The organism is Colwellia psychrerythraea (assembly GCF_000764225.1).
Classification (GTDB): domain Bacteria; phylum Pseudomonadota; class Gammaproteobacteria; order Enterobacterales; family Alteromonadaceae; genus Colwellia; species Colwellia psychrerythraea_D.
In genome coordinates, this window is record NZ_JQED01000005.1 from 19,418 (window position 1) to 43,066 (window position 23,649).

24 protein-coding genes are annotated in these 23,649 nt (G+C 38.2%); 16 read left to right on the forward strand and 8 right to left on the reverse strand.

The features are described from left to right. Positions 1 to 79 precede the first annotated feature (79 nt). Both ND2E_RS19005 and ND2E_RS19000 read left to right on the forward strand, forming a co-directional pair. A complete protein-coding gene (locus ND2E_RS19005) occupies positions 80 to 763 on the forward strand; it encodes a pseudouridine synthase (protein WP_033092249.1) in 684 nt (227 codons plus the stop codon). 88 nt (positions 764 to 851) lie between these two features. Continuing rightward, the gene (locus ND2E_RS19000; protein ID WP_223303511.1) at positions 852 to 1,790 is read left to right on the forward strand and encodes a DUF3530 family protein; all 939 of its coding nucleotides are present in this window, start codon (positions 852 to 854) and stop codon (positions 1,788 to 1,790) included. Between the two features lie 109 nt (positions 1,791 to 1,899). On the opposite strand, the gene djlA is transcribed toward ND2E_RS19000, so the two are convergent. Continuing rightward, complete coding sequence (djlA, locus tag ND2E_RS18995) at positions 1,900 to 2,727, reverse strand: co-chaperone DjlA (protein WP_033092251.1); 828 nt, start codon at positions 2,725 to 2,727, stop codon at positions 1,900 to 1,902. A gap of 218 nt (positions 2,728 to 2,945) precedes the next feature. Here djlA and ND2E_RS18990 point away from each other — a divergent pair, with 218 nt between their 5' ends. The 7 genes from ND2E_RS18990 (at position 2,946) to ND2E_RS18960 (ending at position 11,992) form a co-directional block, all read left to right on the forward strand. Beyond that, positions 2,946 to 5,207, forward strand: a complete 2,262-nt coding sequence (locus tag ND2E_RS18990) for an LPS-assembly protein LptD (protein WP_223303512.1) — start codon at positions 2,946 to 2,948, stop codon at positions 5,205 to 5,207. A 35-nt stretch (positions 5,208 to 5,242) separates the two neighbouring features. Continuing rightward, positions 5,243 to 6,565, forward strand: coding sequence for a peptidylprolyl isomerase SurA (gene surA, locus ND2E_RS18985; RefSeq protein ID WP_223303539.1), 1,323 nt, complete (start codon positions 5,243 to 5,245; stop codon positions 6,563 to 6,565). Beyond that, the gene (pdxA, locus tag ND2E_RS18980) at positions 6,565 to 7,545 is read left to right on the forward strand and encodes a 4-hydroxythreonine-4-phosphate dehydrogenase PdxA (protein ID WP_033092254.1); all 981 of its coding nucleotides are present in this window, start codon (positions 6,565 to 6,567) and stop codon (positions 7,543 to 7,545) included. The genes surA and pdxA overlap by 1 nt, the downstream gene beginning before the upstream one ends. 18 nt (positions 7,546 to 7,563) lie before the next feature. Then, on the forward strand, positions 7,564 to 8,469 hold the full coding sequence (gene rsmA, locus ND2E_RS18975; protein WP_033092255.1) for a 16S rRNA (adenine(1518)-N(6)/adenine(1519)-N(6))-dimethyltransferase RsmA: 906 nt from the start codon (positions 7,564 to 7,566) through the stop codon (positions 8,467 to 8,469). Between the two features lie 3 nt (positions 8,470 to 8,472). Beyond that, entirely contained in the window at positions 8,473 to 9,339 is an 867-nt protein-coding gene (locus ND2E_RS18970) for a symmetrical bis(5'-nucleosyl)-tetraphosphatase (protein WP_033092256.1), read from the forward strand. A 142-nt stretch (positions 9,340 to 9,481) separates the two neighbouring features. Further along, positions 9,482 to 11,500, forward strand: coding sequence for a methyl-accepting chemotaxis protein (locus ND2E_RS18965; RefSeq protein ID WP_033092257.1), 2,019 nt, complete (start codon positions 9,482 to 9,484; stop codon positions 11,498 to 11,500). 285 nt (positions 11,501 to 11,785) lie between these two features. Next, positions 11,786 to 11,992, forward strand: a complete 207-nt coding sequence (locus ND2E_RS18960; protein WP_033092258.1) for a cold-shock protein — start codon at positions 11,786 to 11,788, stop codon at positions 11,990 to 11,992. A 368-nt stretch (positions 11,993 to 12,360) separates the two neighbouring features. Here the strand turns inward: ND2E_RS18960 and murA are convergent, their stop codons facing one another. The 7 genes from murA to mlaF all read right to left on the reverse strand — a co-directional run bounded on the left by murA (position 12,361) and on the right by mlaF (position 17,304). Next, the gene (murA, locus tag ND2E_RS18955; protein ID WP_033092259.1) at positions 12,361 to 13,623 is read right to left on the reverse strand and encodes a UDP-N-acetylglucosamine 1-carboxyvinyltransferase; all 1,263 of its coding nucleotides are present in this window, start codon (positions 13,621 to 13,623) and stop codon (positions 12,361 to 12,363) included. Between the two features lie 108 nt (positions 13,624 to 13,731). Further along, on the reverse strand, positions 13,732 to 13,995 hold the full coding sequence (locus ND2E_RS18950; protein WP_033092260.1) for a BolA family protein: 264 nt from the start codon (positions 13,993 to 13,995) through the stop codon (positions 13,732 to 13,734). Between the two features lie 32 nt (positions 13,996 to 14,027). Continuing rightward, positions 14,028 to 14,330 (reverse strand): STAS domain-containing protein, encoded by a 303-nt coding sequence (locus tag ND2E_RS18945; RefSeq protein WP_033092261.1) that lies wholly within the window; start codon positions 14,328 to 14,330, stop codon positions 14,028 to 14,030. 3 nt (positions 14,331 to 14,333) lie between these two features. After that, entirely contained in the window at positions 14,334 to 15,104 is a 771-nt protein-coding gene (locus tag ND2E_RS18940; RefSeq protein WP_033092262.1) for an ABC transporter substrate-binding protein, read from the reverse strand. Positions 15,105 to 15,108: 4 nt separating this feature from the next. Beyond that, positions 15,109 to 15,582, reverse strand: coding sequence for an outer membrane lipid asymmetry maintenance protein MlaD (mlaD, locus tag ND2E_RS18935; RefSeq protein ID WP_033092263.1), 474 nt, complete (start codon positions 15,580 to 15,582; stop codon positions 15,109 to 15,111). Positions 15,583 to 15,670: 88 nt separating this feature from the next. Further along, positions 15,671 to 16,447 carry a lipid asymmetry maintenance ABC transporter permease subunit MlaE gene (mlaE, locus tag ND2E_RS18930; RefSeq protein ID WP_081961960.1) on the reverse strand — a complete coding sequence of 259 codons (777 nt, stop codon included), beginning with the start codon at positions 16,445 to 16,447 and terminating at the stop codon, positions 15,671 to 15,673. A gap of 26 nt (positions 16,448 to 16,473) precedes the next feature. Then, positions 16,474 to 17,304 (reverse strand): phospholipid ABC transporter ATP-binding protein MlaF, encoded by an 831-nt coding sequence (mlaF, locus tag ND2E_RS18925; RefSeq protein WP_033092265.1) that lies wholly within the window; start codon positions 17,302 to 17,304, stop codon positions 16,474 to 16,476. Between the two features lie 266 nt (positions 17,305 to 17,570). Between mlaF and ND2E_RS18920 the strand changes: the two genes are divergently transcribed. The 7 genes from ND2E_RS18920 to ND2E_RS18890 all read left to right on the forward strand — a co-directional run bounded on the left by ND2E_RS18920 (position 17,571) and on the right by ND2E_RS18890 (position 23,647). Continuing rightward, positions 17,571 to 18,554 (forward strand): calcium/sodium antiporter, encoded by a 984-nt coding sequence (locus ND2E_RS18920; RefSeq protein WP_033092266.1) that lies wholly within the window; start codon positions 17,571 to 17,573, stop codon positions 18,552 to 18,554. Positions 18,555 to 18,576: 22 nt separating this feature from the next. Next, positions 18,577 to 19,542 carry a KpsF/GutQ family sugar-phosphate isomerase gene (locus ND2E_RS18915; RefSeq protein WP_033092267.1) on the forward strand — a complete coding sequence of 322 codons (966 nt, stop codon included), beginning with the start codon at positions 18,577 to 18,579 and terminating at the stop codon, positions 19,540 to 19,542. Beyond that, positions 19,542 to 20,087 carry a 3-deoxy-manno-octulosonate-8-phosphatase KdsC gene (kdsC, locus tag ND2E_RS18910; protein ID WP_033092268.1) on the forward strand — a complete coding sequence of 182 codons (546 nt, stop codon included), beginning with the start codon at positions 19,542 to 19,544 and terminating at the stop codon, positions 20,085 to 20,087. Before ND2E_RS18915 ends, kdsC begins: the two co-directional genes overlap by 1 nt. Continuing rightward, positions 20,084 to 20,653, forward strand: a complete 570-nt coding sequence (lptC, locus tag ND2E_RS18905) for an LPS export ABC transporter periplasmic protein LptC (protein ID WP_033092269.1) — start codon at positions 20,084 to 20,086, stop codon at positions 20,651 to 20,653. Before kdsC ends, lptC begins: the two co-directional genes overlap by 4 nt. Continuing rightward, positions 20,640 to 21,278, forward strand: coding sequence for a lipopolysaccharide transport periplasmic protein LptA (gene lptA, locus ND2E_RS18900; RefSeq protein ID WP_223303513.1), 639 nt, complete (start codon positions 20,640 to 20,642; stop codon positions 21,276 to 21,278). Before lptC ends, lptA begins: the two co-directional genes overlap by 14 nt. Positions 21,279 to 21,297: 19 nt before the next feature. Beyond that, the gene (gene lptB / locus ND2E_RS18895; protein WP_033092684.1) at positions 21,298 to 22,023 is read left to right on the forward strand and encodes an LPS export ABC transporter ATP-binding protein; all 726 of its coding nucleotides are present in this window, start codon (positions 21,298 to 21,300) and stop codon (positions 22,021 to 22,023) included. A 106-nt stretch (positions 22,024 to 22,129) separates the two neighbouring features. Next, entirely contained in the window at positions 22,130 to 23,647 is a 1,518-nt protein-coding gene (locus tag ND2E_RS18890) for an RNA polymerase factor sigma-54 (protein ID WP_033092271.1), read from the forward strand. Positions 23,648 to 23,649 lie beyond the last annotated feature (2 nt).

Below are 23,649 nucleotides of genomic sequence, written 5' to 3' on the forward strand. Positions count from 1 at the left end.
CAGCGGTCTAACTGGCTACCCATTAACAAATTATAGGGCTAAGTTCACCAGAACATAGCCCTCTATTTCTGAGAAAGTAATGAGCGCAAACCCTGATTTTATCTACCTCCCTCCTATGTCTCCTTATCTTGATATTATTTACCAAGATGATGATATTGTTGTCTTAAATAAAGCAAGTGGTATTCTGAGCGTTCCTGGTCGCTTACCTGAACATAAAGATTGTTTACAAAATAGAGTACAAAGAGTTTTACCTACTGCTACGGTTGTTCATAGGTTAGATATGGCAACATCAGGCATAATGATTATGGCATTGAACAAACCTGCCCATGTTGCTATAAGCCGTCAATTCGAACAAAGAAAAACTCAAAAAAGCTATCTTGCTCGTGTCTGGGGTTTAGTCGAACAAAATGAAGGCAGTGTTGATTTACCTTTAATATCAGATTGGCCTAATAGACCAAAGCAAAAAATTGATCATGAAAATGGTAAAAAGTCATTAACGCATTATCGCGTGCTTAGTCACAATAATTCTACCGAGGAACACGCAAGTACTTTGCTTGAATTGACACCGGTTACCGGACGCTCTCATCAGCTTAGAGTTCATATGTTAGCCTTAGGTCACCCCATTTTAGGCGATAAACTTTATGCACCTAAAGAAGCGTTAATAATGAGAAGTAGATTACAACTACACGCCTTAACTTTGAGTTTATTCCACCCAAATACAGAACAAGCAATTACGTTTAATGCTCCTTGCCCCTTTAATTAATTCTTTTTATGTCACGCTTTTTATTCTATGGTCGTTATAGAATCATTGCTAACGGATAAACACCCTTGAGACCACTAAGGAAAAAAAGTTGCATATAGTAGGTTTACCTGACATCAGCCGAAATAAACTCAGCCCAACGTTAATCGTTGCGCTTATGTTTACACTTCTTTTTATTAGCTGCGCGAGCATGGCAGAAGAGAAAAAGCCTGAGAGCGCGACAGAAAATAAGCCAAAAGTAGTCAATAAAACTACTGCTATTAAAAAGCCGATCGAATTAACCAAGCAGCATAAAGAAGACTTAAAACACTACCTAGCAACTGAGCAAGTGCAACCTCTTCTCGCTGGGCCTGATGACTATTTAACCTTAGTGAAAAGGTATACCAGTGCAAACAGTAAAGGCGTTGTAATTTTATTACCCGAATGGCAACAAGGTGCTACTAATCCAAAGGCAATTAATTACTTACGAAATGAATTGCCTGCTAAAGGCTGGAGTACTATTGCCATTCAACCGAGTAATAAACCTGAAGGATACCCCTCATCAGCCATTACCGTGGAGCAACAAAAAGAAGAAAACCAGTTAACGCTAAAAGAGTATAAAAGTAAACTCAATAGCATGCTTAATGCCGTCATGAATACCGCAAGAAAATACCCCGGAATAGTACTAGTGATTGCTCAAGGTAATAATGCCGCCCTACTCATCGATATATACAGTCAAGATAGCAGCCTACAGCCTAATGCACTTATTATGCTAAGTAGTTACCGACAGAGTAACCACGCATTCATTAATAGTCTCAATGAACAGTTTGCCCATCAGGTTGCTTCGAGTGAATTGCCTATTCTTGACCTTTACCTTAAATACGATAATCCACTTGTATTAAACAAAGCAGCACAAAGAAAAGCCTTTTCAAAGCAAGAGATGAAAGTATATTATCGCCAACGTCAGCTGAACAATACCGTGACGGGCTATTATCCCGAAGAAGAATTATTTAGCCAGATTAACAGCTGGCTAAAAGCTATTGGTTGGTAGAATACCTTCCGAGATAGGAAAAAAGGCTATTCGATTCAAAATAGCCTTAAGATCTCAAAAAAAGTTGGTATTAGAAATTACGAGTATTGCCACAAAGGTACTTTCGTGGTTATTTTTTCTGTTTTTCAATTAAATCATATGCGGCTTGAATTTCTTGTGTTTTCTGTTTAGCGCTTTCCATCATTTCTGGCGGTAAGCCCTTAGCCATTAACTTGTCCGGATGATGTTGCGACATTAATTTTTTATAAGCCTTTTTAATGACCTTTATTTCTGAGTTTTTATCGACACCAAGTACTTTAAAAGCATTATCTAATTGTTGCCCACTTGCTGGTATATTGCCCGTTCCTTGTTGGCGATAACTTCTGCTACCTTGTTGTTGATGAAAATTAGCTCCAGCAATAATCATTTCAAGTAATTTATCAAGCTCACCAGCGGAGTAACCTAAAAATTTTGCTATGGTGTGTAAAACAGAACGTTCCGAATCATCTAATTCTCCATCGCTAAAAGCCACTTGAACTTGGATTTCTAAAAACATTAATAACAAGTCATGCCTGTTACCCATCAAACGTTTAAATTTGACCAGACGGTCTTTAAGCGGAAATCCTGCTGACTTTCCTTCACGAAAAGCATCTTGTGCCTGTTCACGCAGTTCACTGCTTAACCCCAACTTATCCATATAGGCACTAGCGAACATAATTTCATGGCTAGTCACTTGCCCTTTGGCTTTAGCAACATGGCCCATTACCGAAAAAGTAGTATAGAAAAACGCAGCTTGTCGAGCTATCTCATCTTCTTTACCACCAGCTATGCCATTAAAATTAAAACCACGACCTCGATCAAACATATGACCAAGCCAAAGACCTAATAAAGCGCCAAACAGGTTTTTACTGAGCATGAAGCCAAACAAAAAACCTAAAATCTTACCCCAAATATGCATTTTTTTAAGCATTCCTTACAATAATATCTAACCAACTGATGAACTATGCCATAAGAAGTTAGTCCAACTGAAAAAATTGCTATATCATAAAGCAATTAGCCGTTAAAATACTTGATTCATCGCTATAAAATCAATTTATAAATACTTTTACCATTTCCGGACAATAGATGTTTTTTTCCCGCACATTAAATTTTAGCCTAGTTACACTATTAGTTTGCTTGTCATCAGTAGCTCAAGCTAATGTAGAAAATACAAGCCCAATGCCTGAAACTCGGGTAATGATGTGTCCATTGCCCGTATTTGATGATATTGCCATTGGCATGCCAGAGGTGCTTGATAGCACAATCCGTATATCCTCTTTAGAAGCAAGCATTGAACAAGATCAAACCGCACTTTTTAATGGCTCTGTTATTCTAGTAGACAAAGACCAAAAGATTATTGCCGACAAACTTTCTTTTAATCGTTTAAAAATGCAAATTGAAGCCATTGGAAATATTCATTACCAAGGTAAACAAATTAATATTTTTGCTAAGACACTAAAAGCGAGTAAAACGGATAGATCAACCGAAATGACTGCGGCATCATATCAATTAGATGGTAACCCAGGCCATGGTCAAGCAGGGAAATTATCCATCAACAATGATGGTATGATGAGTTTAACCGATTCAACCTTTACCACTTGTTTACAAGAAGTTCCCGATTGGCAAATAAAAGCCTCTGAGATTAACCTCTCTGCAAAGGGAGATTTTGGTGAAGCTTATCATGCCCAATTTAGAGTACTCGATGTACCTATTCTTTATGTTCCCTACTTTTCTTTTCCAATCTCTAAAGAGCGTTTAAGTGGCTTTTTATATCCAGAACTGAGCTCATCAAGCAATTCTGGTGTAGAGTTTTCCGCCCCTTTTTATTGGAATATTGCTGAAAATTATGACGCAACAATCACGCCGCGTTATATGTCTAAACGTGGTACGCAAGTGCAAACTGAGTTTCGTTATTTGATAGATCAACAAACGGGTAAAATTGATCTTGAATATTTGCATCATGATAAAGAAATCAAAACCAATGATGATCCTCGGTACTTAGCACGTTTTCAACATATCGGCACTTTTTCAGAGGATTTCCGTGCTTATATTGATTACACCACCATCAGTGATGATAACTATTTAGTTGATATTGGTAGCAGACAGTATAATTCAAATGATGCTTACCTCTATCAAACGGGTGAACTGGCTTACTTTGGTGAGCAGTGGCAAGCAACATTGCAACTACAAGATTTTGAAGTACTCGGTGATCATCAACCGAGTTATAAAACTTTACCTCATATTGAACTATCGGCTCAGCAACCATTAAACTTTTTATCAGGCCAATTTGAACTGTATTCTGAATTAACTAATTTTCAATCATCAGAGAAAGATCAAGTTGAAGCAAACCGTTACCATGTTGAAGCCGGCTTTACCTTCCCAATTACAAGGCCCGCTTGGTTTTTGAACTCTGAAGTAAAGTTGCTGCATACTTATTATCAACAAGACAATATTACTGCAGGAAGCTCATTAGAAGAATCGGTAGAAAGAACCTTACCTAAGGTGCGTATACATGCAGGTGTAAATTTTGATAGGCAACTGTCGGCTTTTGGACAGAACTATCGCCATACCCTAGAACCACAATTGCAATATCTGTATGTTCCAGAGAAAGATCAATCCAATATTGGCTTATATGATACCACTATTTTGCAAGACGATTTTCACGGGATTTTTCGTGATACGCGTTATAGTGGTATAGATAGGATTGCTGCAGCGAATCAATATACTTGGGGTATTACTAGTAGACTACTTGATGAACAGAATTTGGAAATAATTCGTGTTAGTCTAGGTCGTATTCAATATCTTGGTGATAATAATCTCAACCTTGCCAACGATGCCTTGTTAACTGATAATGACGACACTAACAATAAACAATCATCTGTTGCAGCTGATTTGTTTTACCGAATAAACCACCAATGGCAAGTAAGTGGAGATATTCAATACAACACCCTAGAGAACTTTACTAATAAAGGGCAAGTTAATATTGATTACCAAATCAATAAATATAACTTAATTCAATTGAACCATCGCTATACTCGTAATGTCTCAGGAGATAGCTTAGAACAAGCTTCCCTTTTAACAAGTATTGCCATTAACGAAAACTGGGCATTTGTTGGGCGTTTAACGCAAGATTTACAGCAAGATAGAAGTTTAGAGTCATATGCCGGCTTTCAATATGAAAGTTGCTGTTGGGCAGTACGTATAGCTTATCAACGTCATATTAACTCAAACTTAGATGCTGCCAGCTTTGTTAACGAAGGTCGTGAAGAGTTCGATACAGGCATTAGTATCAAACTCATTATCAAAGGCTTAGATGGAAAGCAGTCAGCCATAGGAACGCAAGAGATGTTTGATAAGAGCATATTTGGTTATAAACGCCCTTATTATTTACAGAACTGATTTACAATATTAGCACCATACGCAATATTCAAAATATAAAACAAGATAACAAACATATGAAATATAGAATTAAAGCATTACTGTTAGCCTCTAGTCTTATCATTACCACTATCACTTCAGTACAAGCTAAAGAAGAACTGCTGGATAGAGTGGCTGCTATTGTTAATAGCGGTGTAGTACTAGAATCTGAAGTGAACGACCTACTTGTTAATATTAAGCAACAGGCTAAAAAAAATAATCAGAGCTTACCTTCCGATAAAGCTTTGCGCATTCAAGTAATGGATAAATTAATAAATGACTCCCTGCTCAGTCAAATGGGGCAGCGTATGGGTATCCAAATCAGTGATGCACAACTTGATCAAACCTTAAATAACATGGCGAAAGAAGATAAGCTAACTTTAGCTCAATTTCGTCAACAGGTAATTAGTGAAGGCACGAGTTATGAAAAATACCGTGAAAATGTTCGAACAGAACTCGTTTCTGGCGAAGTCAGTCGCAATAGTGTTAGACGTCGAATATTTGTCTCTCCACAAGAAGTGGCAAACTTGCTTAAAGTAATGAAAGAACAAAGCACAAATAATGTCGAATACCACTTAGGTCATATATTAATAGAGTTCCCTGCAGATGCTAGCCAAGAAGAACTCGCTGCAGCAAAAACCCGTGCGACAAAAGTGGTTGAATTGCTCAATGACGGCTCTGACTTTGCTAAAATTGCGATCACATCATCAGGTGATGCTAATGCATTAAAAGGCGGAGATTTAGGCTGGAAAAATGTTAATGAAATGCCAACACTCTTTTCAGAATTAATAAACGATAAACCTAAAGACACTATTGTTGGCCCAATTCGAACTGGTTTAGGTTATAGCATAGTTAAAATATTGGATATTCGCGGAAGAAAAGTAGTTGAAGTGGAAGAAGTAAAAGCTCGTCATATATTAATTACACCATCAATTATTTTAAGTGATGAAAAAGCTCAGAGTTTATTGCAAGGCTTTTTAAATCAAATAGAAGCTGGAGAAGCAACCTTCGAAGAATTAGCTAAAGAACATTCTGAAGGGCCGACTTCCGTTCGTGGTGGTGACTTAGGCTGGGCGGATCCTAAAAAATATGACCCTGCCTTTACAGAAGCCCTAGCTTCGATGGAAAAAGGTGGCTACCATAAACCATTTCGCTCTTCTTTTGGTTGGCATATTATTAAGCTAGAAGACCGTCGAATGGTAGATGCCACTTCACAATTGAATGAAAACCGTGCTTATCAAATCCTTTTTAATCGTAAATATGGTATGGAAAGTACCCGTTGGTTAAAAGAGACACGCGATGAAGCCTACATTGAAATTTTTGAACAGGATAGCAAGTAATGACTCAACGCATTGCCATTACACCCGGTGAACCTGCAGGTGTTGGTCCCGACTTAACAATTACTATCGCTCAACAAGATTGGCCAGTTGAAATGGTAGTTATTGCTTCAAAAGTATTATTAGAAGAAAGAGCAAAAGCACTTTCTTTACCGTTAACCATTATCGATTATGATCAAAATGCCCCCGCGCAATCACAACAAGCCGGGAGTTTAACAGTCCTTGATGTAGAATTAGCAGAGCCTTGCGTGCCTGGAACACTAAATAGTGCTAATGGCGCTTATGTGGTAGAAACACTACGAATTGCCAGTGAAAAAAATATCTCTGGTGAATTTGATGCAATCGTAACTGGGCCTGTGCACAAAGGATTAATCAATAAAGCGGGCATAGCTTTTAGTGGACACACTGAATATTTTGCAACGCAAGCTAATTGTACTGACGTTGTGATGATGCTTGCAACTAAAGGCCTTCGAGTCGCATTGGTTACCACACACATACCGTTGGCCTATGTATCTAAAGCAATTACTTATGAACGCTTACAGAAAGTCACTCGGATTTTACATAAAGATCTGCAAGAAAAATTTGGCATAAAATCGCCTAAAATTTATGCCTGCGGTATTAACCCTCATGCTGGTGAAGATGGCCATCTTGGCCGTGAAGAAATTGAAATAATGGAACCTGCTTTTAATGAGCTCCGTGCTGAAGGTGTCGATATCATTGGTCCCTTACCTGCAGATACTATTTTCCAAGAAAAATACCTGGCTGAAGCCGATGCAATTTTAGCTATGTACCATGATCAAGGTCTTCCTGTTCTGAAGTACAAAGGTTTCGGTTCTTCAGTAAATATTACCCTAGGGTTGCCGTTTATTCGTACTTCTGTTGATCACGGAACAGCACTTGAACTTGCAGGTAAAGGTACCGCAGACTCGGGCAGCTTTGTCGAAGCAATGAGCAATGCCATCAACTTAGCTAGTAACAAATAGTTTAATAAAGAAGTAGTTATGAACGACAAAAAACATTTAGGCCACCAAGCCAAAAAACGCTTTGGACAAAATTTTCTCCATAATGATGCAGTGATCAGTGACATTGTCGATGTCATTAATCCTGAATCGGGTGAAAACTTAATAGAAATTGGTCCTGGTTTAGGTGCCTTAACAGAGCCTGTCGTCGAACGCGCAGGGAAATTATCCGTAGTTGAATTAGATAGGGATCTTGCTCATAGACTACGCCATCATCCCTTTTTGGCTGAGGATCTTACTATTTATGAAACTGATGCGCTGAAGTTTGATTTCTCTCAATTAGCAAGCGAAGAAAAACCACTGCGAATTTTTGGTAATTTACCTTATAACATCTCTACACCGCTTATTTTTCATCTCTTGACTTTCAAAGATAAAGTAAAAGATATGCACTTCATGCTGCAGAAAGAAGTGGTAGAACGTATGGCAGCAGGGCCGCACTGTAAAGCTTACGGTCGTTTATCAATAATGACCCAATATCAATGCCAAGTATTCCCTGTCATAGAAATAGGGCCTGAGGCCTTTAAACCTGCTCCTAAAGTTGATTCCGCAATAGTGCGTTTAATACCTCACACACATATTGAAAACCCTGTTAAGGATATTAATGCACTGAATACTGTTTGTTTAGCTGCATTTAATCAACGAAGAAAAACCATTCGAAATACTTTTAAGAAAATGATTTCTGAAGCACAATTAGCTGAGTTGAATATAGATGCTAATTTGCGACCTGAAAATTTAACGCTTGAAGAATATAAAAAACTTGCCGATTTTATTGTTGATAATCCACCAGAGGTTGCTCCAGTGAAAGAAAAAAGACGTATGGCAAAAAGCAAAAAGACTGAGAATGTAAACATTCATTTGCAAGAGAACTCTGTCCCCAAAGCTGAATAACCAATGGCTATCTATCTGGTAGGCGACATTCAAGGTTGCTTTAACGAGTTAACCTCCTTGTTATCGCAAGTTAACTTTGACCGTAACAGTGATGTGCTTTACCTTGCGGGTGACTTAGTCGCTCGCGGGCCAAACTCTCTTGAAACCTTGCGTTTTGTTAAATCTCTTGGTGAATGCGCTAAAGTAGTTTTAGGTAATCACGACTTACATTTACTTGCTGTCTATGCTGGTATTAAAAAAACTAAAAAATCAGATCACTTATCTGAACTATTGGCTGCCCCAGATATTAAAGAGCTTATGGATTGGTTAGCCGGCCAACCTTTAATACAAAAAATACCGAACCCTGGCTCAAACTCGACCAGTGTTTCCTCGACAAACAAAGCTAGCAATGACTATGCCTACATGACCCATGCGGGTATCTCGCCCCAATGGCAGTTATCGGATGCGTTAGAACAAGCAGAGCTTATTCAGACTAAATTAACAAGTCCTGATCGTAATACTTGGTTAGCACTTATGTATGGTGAAAAACCAAACGATTGGCATCAAGCAATCACGGACGTGGATAAATTTCGTTATAGCATTAATGCCTTAACTCGTATGCGATTTTGCTTTATGGATGGGGCGCTGGAGTTTGACCAGAAAGACTCGCCAGAAGCGATTACTGTTTCTAATATTGTTCCGTGGTTTGAGTTGTCTCAAACTATCAATAATACCCATTGGGTTTTTGGTCATTGGGCTTCATTAATGGGCAAAAGCTCTCACCCTAATATATATCCCTTAGATACGGGCTGTGTTTGGGGTAATCAATTGACCATGCTTCGCTGGCATGATAAAAAATACTTTATACAAAGCTCTGAACTGAGTGATTAATTATAACAATTTATCATTGAGTATAATAAAAAATTATTGTCGGTTAAGTATTTTCTAAACTTGCCGATACAAACATAGCTTAATGTATCAAAACTAACTAACGTATTAACAAGGCAAGTAGCCTTTCAATTGGGTGGATTCAATGAATTTAACTGTAGCTGTAAAAATTATTGGTGGTTTTACCATCATCTCAACTTTACTGATAGTCATTAGCACCATATCCTTATCGAATTTAAATACCATCAGCGAGTCGACTCAGCAGCAGAACACTTTAGCTATTCCAACACTCAAAGCGAGTAATAAACTCGCCCTTGAGATCAGTCAAATGAGTAATTTAACATTAAAAGGTTACTATCAAACTGATTTGACTCTCTTAGCTGGCAACCTTAAAAATTATAAAAATACTGAGGCCGTTTTCACACAGCAATTATCAGAGTTAAAGCAAGTGGTTGCTTCTGAACAAGATTTACTGACTAACTTAACTCAAGTAGATCAACTATATTCTAAGTTTAATAATGCGAATATTGAGATATTCAACCATCATAAAGTTAGCATCGAACAAAAACAGCTGTTAGCTGAGAAAGTTGATAGTTTAGAAGAAAAAGCTGACAACACTATCATGTTATTACTTGATCTAGCCGATCATGAACTCGCAGATACTAAACTGCAACGAGCAATCAACTTAAGTGACTATTTCGAAAACCAATTAAACTCAATTGTCTCATCTGCCTTAGAATATCGCGATATCTTAAATGAAAATACTGCAGAATTTATTAGCAGTGAGCTGACACGTAGTATTAGTGATGCAAGACATTCAGTGGATAATATTATCTTTGAATTAGATAGCAATAATGTCAAAAACATCTCTGAACAAGTTAGCGAAGCTTTTAACGAAATAGAAAGCCTGTTATCTCAAGAGAATGGCATCATAGCCCATAAAAATAAACAACTAAGCTCTAATCAACAGGCATCTCTTAAGCTGCTAGAAGAAGAAAAGGTAGCGAAACAAGTTAACAAAATATTAGAAAAGCAACTTGAGCTAGCTAACCAGACAACTATCAATTCTAGTCAAAGAATTGAAGACTCTGTAAGTAATGGTACAACGCATACCACCATCATAATGCTCATATCCATTGCTGTTGCACTCATAATTGCGCGTATTACCCTTGTTGGCATTACACGTCCACTAGCGCGAGTTAACGAAATGCTCAGTATTGTTGCTTCTGGTGATCTTTCGTTAAAACTCGATGAAAGTGGTAAAGACGAATTCGCTCAACTATCAAAAAACTGTAATTTATTAATTGATAGTTTACGTAATCTGATTGAAAGTATTGTTAACCGTTCGGCACAATTAGCTGCTGCTGCTGAACAAACTTCAGCGGTGACAGCACAAAGTACAACCGCGATTGAAGAGCAACGAAATCAAGTGGAACAAGCAGCCTCAGCAACGACAGAAATGAGCAGTACTTCACAAAGTGTACTTTCGAGTGCGAACGATGCGTTAGGTGAAATTAAGCATGCTGATGAAGAAGCAGAGCGTGTTAAAGGTATTTCAGCACGAAATCGCCAAACGATTGAACTGCTCGCAAATGAAGTTGAATCAGCCGCCCAAGTTATCAACCAATTGCAACAAGACAGTGCCTCAATTGGTGGCATATTAGATGTAATTCGCGGTATTGCTGAACAGACTAATTTATTAGCATTAAACGCTGCTATTGAAGCTGCACGAGCTGGAGAACAAGGCCGTGGTTTTGCTGTTGTTGCCGATGAAGTACGTACTCTAGCGAGTCGAACTCAAGAATCAACCTCTGAAATTCAAACAATGATAGAAGCATTACAAACGGGTGCTGGTAAAGCTGTAACCGTTATGGATGCAGGTAAGTCTAAAGCGAGTGATTGTGTAAATCAAAGTGAAGAGGCTGATCAAGCGCTTGAAATCATAACCCATGCAGTACACGAAGCATTCGACCGCAGCTCACAAATTGCAACAGCAGCAGGAGAACAAAGCGTCGTTGCTCATGAAATTAGTGAGAACCTCGAATCTATTGTAACTATTGCTGAACAAACGACAGCGGGCTCTCAACAAACAGCATCATCAAGTAGTGAAGTTGCTCGTTTAGCTGAAGAATTACAACAATCTGTGCAAAAATTTAAACTGTAGAGAACAAACCAAACGGCAAGTAACAATAACCTTATACTTGCCGTTTAGGGTACTGTTATAGTTGACAAGGGTTATTCTAACTATATAATGCCTTCAGCTTGAAGTTAGTTTTATTTTTTTGTACACCATTTCGATGTTATCTCATGCTTACCTAACTTAGATAAGATATCTGTAACACGTCCTGATTTATAAGTAATAGCAACTCTTTTTAGCAAACCCCTAACGACTTCGCTTACTGCAAAGTTTGTTAGTACAATTACTCTTAAATATTAATAGGATACACTTATGTCTACTACTACTGGTACAGTAAAATGGTTTAACGAAGCTAAAGGTTTTGGTTTTATCGAGCAAGAAAACGGTCCAGACGTTTTTGCTCATTTCAACGCTATCGTTGGTGAAGGTTTTAAAACTCTTGCTGAAGGTCAAAAAGTTGAATTTACAGTTACAGACGGTCAAAAAGGCCCTCAAGCTGAAAACATCGTTGCACTTTAATTTGCAATTATTAAGTTAGTTATTCAATAACAAACTTAAAGATGTACAAAAGGACATACCATAATGGATGTCCTTTTTTGTTGCCTGTTTTATAAGTTTTCAAGACTAGAATAGCTCTCCCTCATGTCTTAATTTTCTCTTCGTACGTTTAACTGAATACAACACCGCACTAATAAAAAGTCATAGTATTTTTTGCTTCTCCCCTATTAAAAGGCTTAGATAAATTAGCGACAATAAGTCAGTCATTTCACATGACAATGGATAATCCGCTCGCTTTCAGGAGACACAAAAAAGGCCAGTTCCCATCAAAGAACTAGCCCTTTCGACACTGTCATTGACATGACAATAATTGAAATTATTGCGAAACGTTAATCAACTTTGATTCGAGTAATATTTGCACCTAGGCTTTGTAATTTATCTTCTATGCACAAATATCCTCGGTCAATATGATAAATCCTATCAACTTGGGTTGGTGATTTTGCCACTAAACCAGCGATAACAAGGCTTGCTGAAGCACGTAAATCGGTAGCCATTACTTGAGCACCATTTAAACTAACTACCCCTTTAACTATCGCGGTATTACCTTCTAAAGTGATATCTGCGCCCATACGCTGTAATTCTGGGACATGCATAAAGCGATTTTCAAAAATAGTTTCGATCACAGTTGCCGTACCTTCTGCTAATACATTCATAGTCATGAACTGTGCTTGCATATCGGTAGGAAACGCGGGATGAGGAGCCGTTCTAACATTAACCGCTTTTGCTGGTGCCGACATTTCTAATTCAATCCAATCATCACCTGTAGTGATTGTAGCACCTGCTTCTTGAAGCTTGCTTAATACAGCTTCTAACGAAGATGGATCTGTATTTAAACATTTAATATGCCCTTGGGTTACTGCAGCAGCTACGAGGAAAGTTCCTGTCTCAATACGATCAGGCATCACTGAGTATTCTTTACCGCAAAGTTCACTAACACCTTCAATAGTCAAGGTATCTGTACCCGCACCAGTGATTTTTGCGCCCATACTAATTAAACAATCAGCTAAGTCAACAATCTCAGGTTCGCGAGCAGCATTTTCTATAACAGTAATACCCTCTGCTAATGCAGCAGCCATCATTAAGTTTTCGGTGCCGGTAACACTAACAGTGTCCATGAAAATAGTCGCACCCGATAACCGGCCTTGCTTTTTAGCGACAATATAACCGTCTTCAACCGTTATGTCTGCGCCCATCAGCTTTAAACCTTGGATATGCAAATTAACAGGTCTTGCACCAATAGCGCAGCCACCTGGTAACGATACTTCGGCATGCCCCATACGTGCTAACAAAGGACCCAAAACTAAAATTGAGGCGCGCATGGTTTTTACTAAATCATAAGGGGCACGACAAACATCAATGCTGCTAGCATCAATCATGAGTTTATCTTCACTTAACCACTTTGTTTTAGCGCCTAATTGTCCTAATAACTTAACGGTTGTCAGAATATCATTTAATTGCGGTACGTTACTAAAAACAATAGGCGTTTTAGATAACAGCGCCGACATTAAAATAGGAAGAGCAGCGTTTTTTGCTCCAGAAATCACGACATCGCCGCGAAGTGGTTTACCACCAATAACTTTAAATGCGTCCAAAATAACTACTACTTACTTAAAATGATTAAAAAATATCGAGCCAGTATACACAAAAATGCCCAGCATTAAAAAACTAGGCATTAATAATACAATTTAGTAACACTATAATTAACTATTAAATAATTTATCGCGTTGCCACTGTGCTTTATTGAATGTTTTCACTGTCACCGCGTGAATGGTGCCATCTTTTATAATATCAGATAATGGTTTTAGGACTGCTTGTTGGCGCTTAACACGACTTAATTCATCAAACATATCACTTACTGCATTAATTCGGCATTGAGAGCCGTCAAAAACCACATAAACTTCATCAAGTTCAAGGGCATCATTTATTAATTTTTTTACTAATTCTTCAATCTCGCCAACTTCCAAGGGAGTCTCCTTCGTTCGTTTCTTTTAAGATACTAATCACATGTTATAGGTAATAAACCATCAACGCCACTTAAGGTGATCAATTTAGTTAATTTTTCAGGTATATTGCTAAAGCTTAACTGGCACGAGTGATTTGCAGCCTGCTCTAAAAGATAAAATAACCAAGCAAGTCCAGCTGTATCAGCTTTATTAACTTTGCTTAAATCAACGTTAACAGCACCATGAGCAAACCAATTTACATATTCACTATTTTTAATATGCGCAACACTATGTCGGCTCAATTGACCAGATACGGCTAAGGTACCATGATTAAGAACTATATTCGCTTTGCTCACTACTTATCCTTGCTGTTCTTGTTTTTCGGATGCAGCTTCATCCTCTACCGAACGATTTTTAAAAACAATATCTCGTGTGCTTTTACTTTTTAATAATTCAGTAACGTAAGGCAAGCCTTTTTGCCTGATAATACTACCTAGTTCAGCTTGTTTGGAATCAAGTAAACTAATCCCTTCTGCTACCATATCAAACGCTTGCCACTGCTTCGTCTTTTTATTCAGCCTAACTTTAAAAGCTACATCAATATTATCTCTGCCCACCATAATTATGCGCGTATTCACTGCCACTATTTTTTTGCCTGCGAAAGACCTTTGTGGAGCAAACTCCACTGCTTGATTATCATATAGGGTAAAAACCTGAGCATAAGAGCTTACTAAATATTCACGAAATACTGGCACAAAGGCACGACGTTCGGCATCGGTAGTTTTTCTTAAGTGTTTGCCAATGACTTTAAAAGCCGAATATTTATAATTGACATAAGGCATCAGTTCTTCTCGAACGATGTTTTTCAATAAATTAGGGTTCTCTTGGATTGCTTGCTGCTCACGGGCAAAGCGTTTAAAAGTCTGATCTGCTGCACCTTGAACCATTAAGTATGGATTACTTTGATCAACCACTTGCGCTGCAGGTTCACTAGGTAGCTCACTTTCCTGAGCAGATATTTGCGTTGTTGATGCTTCTCCCTTAGCATAAACACTATGACAAATGCTCAGTGATAGGCCTAAGACTATGCTCAAAATTACATTATTTCTACGTGATAAACTTATGCTCACCTATTTACTCCTCACCACTTCCTTGGCTAAATAAAAACTGTCCAATCAACTCTTCTAATACTAAAGCCGGTTTAGTATCTTCGATAAAATCACCTGGTTGTAAAGTATCAACAGACTCATCTACAAATCCAGGTTGTACACCTAAATATTGCTCTCCTAGCAGACCTGCCGTTAATATTGCGACAGAAGTAGCTTCTGAGAATTTATCGTATTGCGTATATATATCAAGGGTAACTATGGGTGTATAGTCTTCTTCATCCAACGATATATCACTGACTCGACCAACAACAACCCCGCCAACTTTTATTGGTGAGCGTACTTTTAAGCCACCAATATTATCAAATTTAGCAAAAAGCTGATAACTTTCTCCATTACCACCAATGCCTGAATCTGCCACTTTAAGTGATAACATCAATAAAGCAGCTAGACCTAATGCGACAAAAAAACCTACCAATAATTCTACTTTCTTAGACACCATGTCTTCCACCAACGCCTTGTAATAAATAATTAACAAATAAACTTCTAACGAGATAACAATGTGCAATATTTACTTTTATGAGCATAAATTACTTTACGAACATTAATGCTGTTAAAATGAAATCCAAAAATAACACCAGTAATGAAGATTGCACCACAGTTGAGGTAGTCGCTCGACTAATCCCTTCAGAAGTAGGCTCACAATCATAGCCTTTGTATACCGCTATCCACATGACAACAAAAGCAAACACAATACTTTTAATAATACCGTTGAGAATATCTTTTTGGAAATCGACCTGATCCTGCATTACTGACCAAAATGTACCGCCATCAACACCTAACCAATCCACACCAACCAAATGAGCACCAAGAATACCCACCATAGAAAATATAGCCGCTAACAAGGGCAAACTAATAAATCCAGCCCAGAAACGTGGTGCAATAACTCTCCTTAACGGGTCAATCGCCATCATTTCTAGGCTTGAGAGTTGCTCAGTCGCTTTCATTAAGCCTATTTCGGCAGTCAGTGCTGAGCCTGCTCGACCGGCAAATAATAAGGCCGCAACAACAGGACCAAGCTCTCGTAATAATGACAAGGCAACCATAGGTCCTAAACTAGCTTCAGCACCATAACCCACCAGTATAGTATAGCCTTGTAACGCCAAAACCATACCAATAAACGTGCCTGATACCATGATAATTAATAAGGATAAGACACCAACGCTGTATAGCTGCTGCATCAACAAAGGTGTACCTTTTCGCACGTTAGGAATATGCAATAACGCAGAGAACAACAAAATGACTGCGCGGCCTAAACCACTTATTATATTGAGCGTTTGCTTCCCTAAAAACTGTATCTGCTGCACTATTTTCCGCCTTGAAACTGATTCATTTAGTTAACTCTGTTTGACGATATTTTAATAAGTTCATCACGATAGGCTGGTGCTTCATAATGGAAAGGCACAGCACCATCAGCTTCACCTTGAATAAACTGCTGGACCAGCGGAGAACTATCTTGGCGAATTTGCTCGGGTGTTCCGTGACCAATAATTTTCTTTTCCGCAACAATATAAATATAATCTGCGATGCTCATCACTTCAGGAACATCATGTGAAACCACGATTGATGTTAACCCTAAGGCATCACTTAACGAACGTATTAATCGGACAATAACGCCCATAGATATAGGGTCTTGGCCAGCAAAAGGTTCGTCGTACAAAATAAGTTCAGGATCTAATGCTATCGCCCTTGCTAGTGCAACCCGACGAGCCATTCCCCCAGAAAGTTCGCTGGGTTGTAAATGCCTAGCACCTCGCAAACCAACGGCTTCAAGTTTCATCAAAACAATTTTTTCTATAATCTCTTCACTTAATTGCGTGTGCTCTCTGATAGGAAATGCGATGTTATCGTAAACACTCATTTCAGTGAATAATGCACCACTTTGAAAGAGCATACTCATATCTTTACGGACTTCATATAGATCAGCCCGTGATAGTAAGGGAATATTTTTCCCTGCAAACAGTATATTGCCACTTTCAGGCTTTATTTGCCCACCAATCAAGCGAAGTAAGGTGGTTTTACCTATACCACTTGGTCCCATAATAGCGGTAACTTTTCCTTGAGGTATGGATAAACTGATATCATCATAAATCACCCTTTCACCTCGTTTAAAGGTCAGGTTTTCAATTTCAACCAAATTTGCTTCAAGTGCAGGATTTGTCATGATTCAACGTCACTGTTTTTTATTGTCTAAATCTATAATAAGAATTCTTTTGATAGGAGGGATTTTACCTGAGCAGTAACAATTCTTCATTAGAAATAAACCAATAACAGCGCAATAAATGTAAAATTCCAAGGTTAAATTGTAAGAAAGTGATCGTTTTTGCTTAAAAGTAAGACAAAAGAATATTTTTTTTGTTCTAGTGACAATATTTACTTCTTTTTTGCTCAACAACCAGCGACAATTTACTCTTAACCTTGGAGTCATTAATGCTAGAACAAATTTTTATATTACTCATTGCCCTTGTTGCTTTAGTTTGGAGTGCCGATAAGTTCGTTTTTGGCGCATCTTCATTAGCAAGAAACTTAGGTATTTCACCAATGATAATTGGTCTAACTATCGTTGCTATGGGTTCTTCAGCACCTGAAATGATGGTGGCAGGAACAGCATCAATGCAAGGAAATCCCGATACAGCAATAGGGAATGCTATTGGATCAAATATTACTAATATTGCCTTGGTTCTTGGTATTACCGCGTTACTGCAACCACTAACCGTTTCTTCGCAAACGATAAAACGCGAAATCCCTCTTATTCTAGCCGTCACCGCTTTAGGCTATTGGTTACTTATTGATAATCACTTTAGCTTTATTGAAGGTATGCTCTTAATGGCTGGCTTTGCCATTTATATTATTACTCTACTCGTTATTACACTGAAGAAAACAAAAGGTAAACCTAGTGATGATCCATTAATTATTGAAGCGGAACAAGATGTTGCCCCTGCAGTCAGTATGAAGCTATCATTAATTTGGCTTAGTGTTGGTATCATTTTATTACCATTAAGCGCGAGCTTTTTAGTTGATTCTTCGGTATATATTGCAAAAGCTTATGGCATTAGCGATTTGGTTATAGGATTAACTATTATTGCAATTGGTACCAGCTTGCCAGAGCTAGCAGCAAGCATTATGAGTATTATCAAAAAAGAAGATGATTTAGCATTAGGTAATATAATAGGGTCAAATATTTTTAATATTCTAGCCGTCTTGCCGCTAGCAGGCTTAATAGCCCCGGGTAATATTGACGCATTAGCTGCAAGTCGAGATGCGCCTTATATGTTAGGCGTGACGTTATTGTTGTTTATTTTATGTTTTAGCCGTCGTTTAGGCGCATTTAGAATCACTCGTGCCAAAGGCATGCTATTACTGTTAAGCTTTATTGCTTATCAAGTATTACTTTTTAGTCAATTGTCATCATAAAGGCTGATATTAATTAATCATTATGAAAAACTTCAAACAGTTAGCAAAAAACGTTATTGAGATTGAACAGCAAGCAATTGCTGAACTAATAGAATTTGTAGATGATAATTTTGAGCTTGCCTGTCAACTCATGTTTCATTGTACAGGCCGTGTGATTGTTATTGGCATGGGGAAATCTGGTCATATTGGCGGTAAAATTGCTGCCACGCTCGCAAGTACTGGCACCCCATCATTTTTTGTTCATCCTGGTGAAGCCAGTCATGGCGATCTCGGCATGGTCACTAGTAATGACGTCGTGTTAACCATTTCTAACTCTGGTGAAACCAGTGAAGTACTTGCTATTATTCCAGTGATAAAGCGCATCGGTGCTAAATTAATATCCATGACGGGGAATACTGAGTCGACTTTAGCGAAATTAGCCGATACTCATATTTGTATTAAAGTATCAGCTGAAGCGTGTCCACTTGGATTAGCGCCAACCTCAAGTACGACAGCAACGCTTGTCATGGGTGATGCTTTAGCCGTCGCTCTGCTCAATGCGCGTGATTTTACTGCCGAAGATTTCGCTTTATCCCACCCTGGAGGTAGCCTTGGTAAGCGGTTGTTACTTCGTCTAAATGATATTATGCATCAAGGCGATCGTGTTCCTATCATTTCAGAAAGTGCCCTGATCAAAGATGCTTTAGTTGAAATGTCCTTAAAAGGCCTGGGCATGACTGCTATAGTTAATGAGCAACAACACCTAGTTGGTTTATTCACGGATGGCGATCTTCGCAGGGTATTAGATAATAGAATAGATATCCATAGTGAATGTATTAACACGGTAATGACCCATAACCCTAGTGTTGCGCAAAGTGATATGTTGGCAGCACAGGCACTAAAAATAATGGAAGATAAAAAGATAAACGGTTTAATTATTATCGATAGCAATAATAAACCCGTAGGTGCAATGAATATGCACGACTTCCTAAGTTCTGGAGTGCTTTAATGAATACTCTTTATGGTAATGTAGAAAGTCATATTTTAATAAAAGCAAAGCAAATAAAGCTATTGGTTTGTGATGTTGATGGTGTATTTTCCGACGGAAGAATATATTTAGGTAATGATGGTGAAGAATTAAAAGCTTTTCATACCAAAGATGGCTTTGGTATAAAAGCCCTAGGTGCCAGTGGCGTCGATGTGGCAATTATTACGGGAAGAAATTCAGCTATTGTCGCAAATCGCATGAAGGCATTAAACGTTGCACATATTATTCAAGGACAAGAGGATAAATTACCGGCCTTAATTGATTTAATTGAACAATTAGGCATTACTATTGAAGAGGTAGCTTACATTGGTGATGATGTACCTGATTTACCCTGTATTAAAGCCGTTGGCTTAGGTATTAGTGTCTGTGATGGGCATCCCTTAGTTCTTGAAGCTGCCGATTATGCTACTTTTACTCGAGGTGGTTTTGGCGCGGTACGAGAGACATGTGATTTGATCATGCAAAGCCAAAACACCTTAGATAATGCATCAGGCGCAAGTATATGAACCGATTAAATAGCCTAGCGCTATTTGTCTTACTGCTTAGTGCGCTAATTTATGGCATTATTGAATGGCGTAGTGCATCAATAGAGCAAGATACTTTAATTGTTGATGAACAACGCCCTGATTTTATTGCTGAGCAGCTACAAAGTAAAATTTTTAGCGACTTAGGGCAACTTTCCCACACCATTAAAGCGGAAAGAATGGAACACTATTCTGATTTAGAAGTCAGTTATTTTGAATTGCCAAATTACACGTTATACCCGCAAAAGAAAGGTCAACCATGGAAGGTCAGTGCGCAAGAAGCGACACTTTATAAAGACAACCGTGTAGAGCTAAAGAATCAAGTACGTATTAAAGCGACAGAAATTAACAGCTTAATAAAAGAGATTCACTGTAAAACAATAGCATTAGATTTAAAAACCAATATCATTAGTTCAGAGCAAGCAGTTGTTGTGGTCGGAAAAGATTTCACCATGTATGGCTCAGGATTAATTATAGATTTAAACACTAAACAAATGACCCTAACCCAGCATGAACGTACTATTTATAAAAAACATGATGAAAGCTAATCTAAGCCGTATTACCTTCAAACGTAGTACTCTCAAACATAATACAGTAAAAGTATTAGCGCTAACTTGTAGCCTATTTCTTTCCAGCACTACTTTTGCTGATAAAACAGACTTAGAACAAGAGATCACTATTAAATCTCAGCGACAAGCTGCGGATCTTAAAAATAAAATAGCGAGCTATTTAGACAACGTAAGTATTCGCCAAGGTTCCATTTCAATTACTGCGGATATCGTTAAAGTCTTTAGCCAAGTCGACAAAAATAACGGTGAGAAAAATGATACTTATTTAGCAAAAGGCAAACCTGCTATATTTGAGCAACAGCTTGAAGATGGTAGCTTTATCACTTTGCAAGCAGATGAAATCACTTATAACCCTAACTCAAATACAATTACTATTTCTGGTAACGCACTAGTCAAGCAAGCAGGTAGTGAAGTCAGTGGTAATGAAATAACTTATAATACCTTAAGTGAAAAACTAGAAGCACAAAGCGCAAATAATCAGTCGGTTACCACCATACTACAACCAACAATCCTCAAGAAACAAAAAGAGACTTACGAAGAGTCTAAAGAAGAAAAACCAACAGATAAAGTGATAGAGAAAGAAGGCGACAGTAGTGACAACTAATGCAAAAAACGCAGCGCCTGTGAATACGCTGATCGCTGATGGTTTATCAAAGTCATATAAAAGCAGACAAGTCGTTAAAAATGTTAGTTTGCAAGTTAATGCGGGGCAAATAGTCGGCTTGTTAGGGCCAAATGGTGCAGGCAAAACGACTTCATTTTATATGATCGTAGGCTTAGTCCCTAATGATAACGGCCATATCAAACTCAATGGGCAAGATTTAACATTGGCTCCTATGCATGAAAGAGCACGCAGTGGTATTGGTTATTTACCCCAGGAAGCATCTATTTTTAGAAAGCTCACCGTGACAGATAATATCATGGCGATATTACAAACACGCAAAGAGCTCAATGATGCTCAGCGCGCTGAAAAACTAGAACATTTATTAGAAGAGTTTCATATTTGTCATATCAAAGATAATACAGGTATGAGCCTATCAGGTGGTGAAAGGCGTAGAGTTGAAATAGCTCGAGCGCTTGCTGCAGATCCACAATTTATATTATTAGATGAACCCTTTGCCGGCGTCGATCCTATTTCGGTTGGCGACATTAAAAAAATCATCTTACACTTAAAGCAACGCGGCATAGGTATATTAATCACAGACCATAATGTTAGAGAAACACTGGACGTTTGTGAACATGCTTATATCGTTAGCCACGGTGAAATTATTGCACAAGGTAATGCAGATCAAATTCTTGCTAATCAAAAAGTCAGAGATGTATACCTTGGCGAACAATTCACGCTATAGTAAAGCAATAGGTTAGAAAATCTAACCGGAATACTTAATTGCAAATTTAGTTATACATTGTAAAACGTAATTGTCAGAATAATATATAGGAAATCACATAACCTAGATGCGCCCTACACTACAACTCCGTATTGGACAACACTTAACGATGACCCCACAGTTGCAACAAGCGATTAAGCTATTGCAATTATCTACGCTGGAGTTACAACAAGAAATTCAAGAAGTTTTAGAAAGCAACCCATTACTTGAACTTGATGAAAAAGCCCAAGGTGACAGTGCGAGCGAACAAAATAATCTTGAAGAAGCCTACTCGTCCAAAAGTAATGAAGAAAAAGCTGATCCACCTACAAGTGATGGAAGTGAAGAGCAGCTAGCGACTATTGATGAAATCAGTACAACAGAAGCGATGGAAAAAAGTGACATACCTGAAGAGCTGAATATTGATACTACCTGGGAAGAAAGTTACAGTGCAGGCGTATCCAATACCGGCGCAGTAAATACTCCTGCTGATGACTTTACTTATCAAGGTGAAACGACCGACTCTATTCAAGATCATTTATTATGGCAAATGGAGTTAACCCCTTTTAGCGATACTGATAAAACCATCGCCATTGCTATTATTGAAGCAGTTGATGATGCTGGTTATTTAACAGTATCACCAGAAGACATCTTAGAAAGTGTTGGAACTGAAGACCTTGAGCTAGATGAAATAGAAGCTGTTTTAAAACGTATTAATATGTTCGACCCTATTGGTGTCGCTGCACGCTCAATACCTGATTGTTTGCTGATTCAATTAAATCAATTTAGTGCTGATACCCCTTACTTAGAAGAAAGTAAATTAATAATAAATAATCATATTGATTTATTAGGGAATCGTGATTATCGCCAGTTAATGCGTAAAACCAAATTGAAAGAAGATCAACTACGTGAGGTAATGCGTTTAATTCAGAGCTTAAATCCTCGACCTGGGGACACAGTTATTAAAGGCGATGATCAGTATGTCATCCCTGATGTCACTGTTGAGAAAAAAAATGGCCGCTGGGTAGTTGAATTAAATTCGGATACCGCACCAAAGTTATCTATCAATCAGCAGTATGCTGCAATGTCTAAAACCATGAAATCATCAACTGATGATGGACAGTTTATAAGAGCCAACTTGCAAGAAGCAAAATGGTTTATAAAGAGCTTAGAGTCTCGCAATGATACTTTACTTAAAGTATCTAACTGCATCGTTCAACGCCAACAAGGGTTTTTAGAGCATGGCGCAGAAGCCATGCGTCCTATGGTTCTTAATGATATAGCTGAAGCAGTTGATATGCACGAATCAACCATCTCACGTGTTACCACCCAAAAGTATATGCATACACCAAGAGGTATCTTCGAATTGAAGTACTTCTTCTCTAGTCATGTCAGTACAGAAAATGGAGGCGAGTGCTCTTCTACAGCAATTCGCTCATTAATTAAAAAGCTTATCTTGGCGGAAACACCTGCTAAACCGTTGAGCGACAGTAAAATGGCTGATTTATTAGCTGAGCAGGGAATAAAAGTGGCACGACGTACAATCGCCAAATATCGAGAATCATTAGCGATACCACCGTCAAATCAACGTAAGAGTTTACTTTAGAA

Coding starts and splice junctions, on each gene's coding strand:
- mlaF (WP_033092265.1), bottom strand. CDS start 17,304: ATGACAAATCCTGCACTTGAAGCAAATTTGGTTGAAATTGAAAACCTG.
- lptA (WP_223303513.1), top strand. CDS start 20,640: ATGATGAAAGCTAATCTAAGCCGTATTACCTTCAAACGTAGTACTCTC.
- ND2E_RS18920 (WP_033092266.1), top strand. CDS start 17,571: ATGCTAGAACAAATTTTTATATTACTCATTGCCCTTGTTGCTTTAGTT.
- kdsC (WP_033092268.1), top strand. CDS start 19,542: ATGAATACTCTTTATGGTAATGTAGAAAGTCATATTTTAATAAAAGCA.
- djlA (WP_033092251.1), bottom strand. CDS start 2,727: ATGCATATTTGGGGTAAGATTTTAGGTTTTTTGTTTGGCTTCATGCTC.
- ND2E_RS19005 (WP_033092249.1), top strand. CDS start 80: ATGAGCGCAAACCCTGATTTTATCTACCTCCCTCCTATGTCTCCTTAT.
- ND2E_RS18970 (WP_033092256.1), top strand. CDS start 8,473: ATGGCTATCTATCTGGTAGGCGACATTCAAGGTTGCTTTAACGAGTTA.
- ND2E_RS18960 (WP_033092258.1), top strand. CDS start 11,786: ATGTCTACTACTACTGGTACAGTAAAATGGTTTAACGAAGCTAAAGGT.
- lptC (WP_033092269.1), top strand. CDS start 20,084: ATGAACCGATTAAATAGCCTAGCGCTATTTGTCTTACTGCTTAGTGCG.
- ND2E_RS18890 (WP_033092271.1), top strand. CDS start 22,130: ATGCGCCCTACACTACAACTCCGTATTGGACAACACTTAACGATGACC.
- mlaD (WP_033092263.1), bottom strand. CDS start 15,582: ATGGTGTCTAAGAAAGTAGAATTATTGGTAGGTTTTTTTGTCGCATTA.
- rsmA (WP_033092255.1), top strand. CDS start 7,564: ATGAACGACAAAAAACATTTAGGCCACCAAGCCAAAAAACGCTTTGGA.
- pdxA (WP_033092254.1), top strand. CDS start 6,565: ATGACTCAACGCATTGCCATTACACCCGGTGAACCTGCAGGTGTTGGT.
- ND2E_RS18915 (WP_033092267.1), top strand. CDS start 18,577: ATGAAAAACTTCAAACAGTTAGCAAAAAACGTTATTGAGATTGAACAG.
- ND2E_RS18965 (WP_033092257.1), top strand. CDS start 9,482: ATGAATTTAACTGTAGCTGTAAAAATTATTGGTGGTTTTACCATCATC.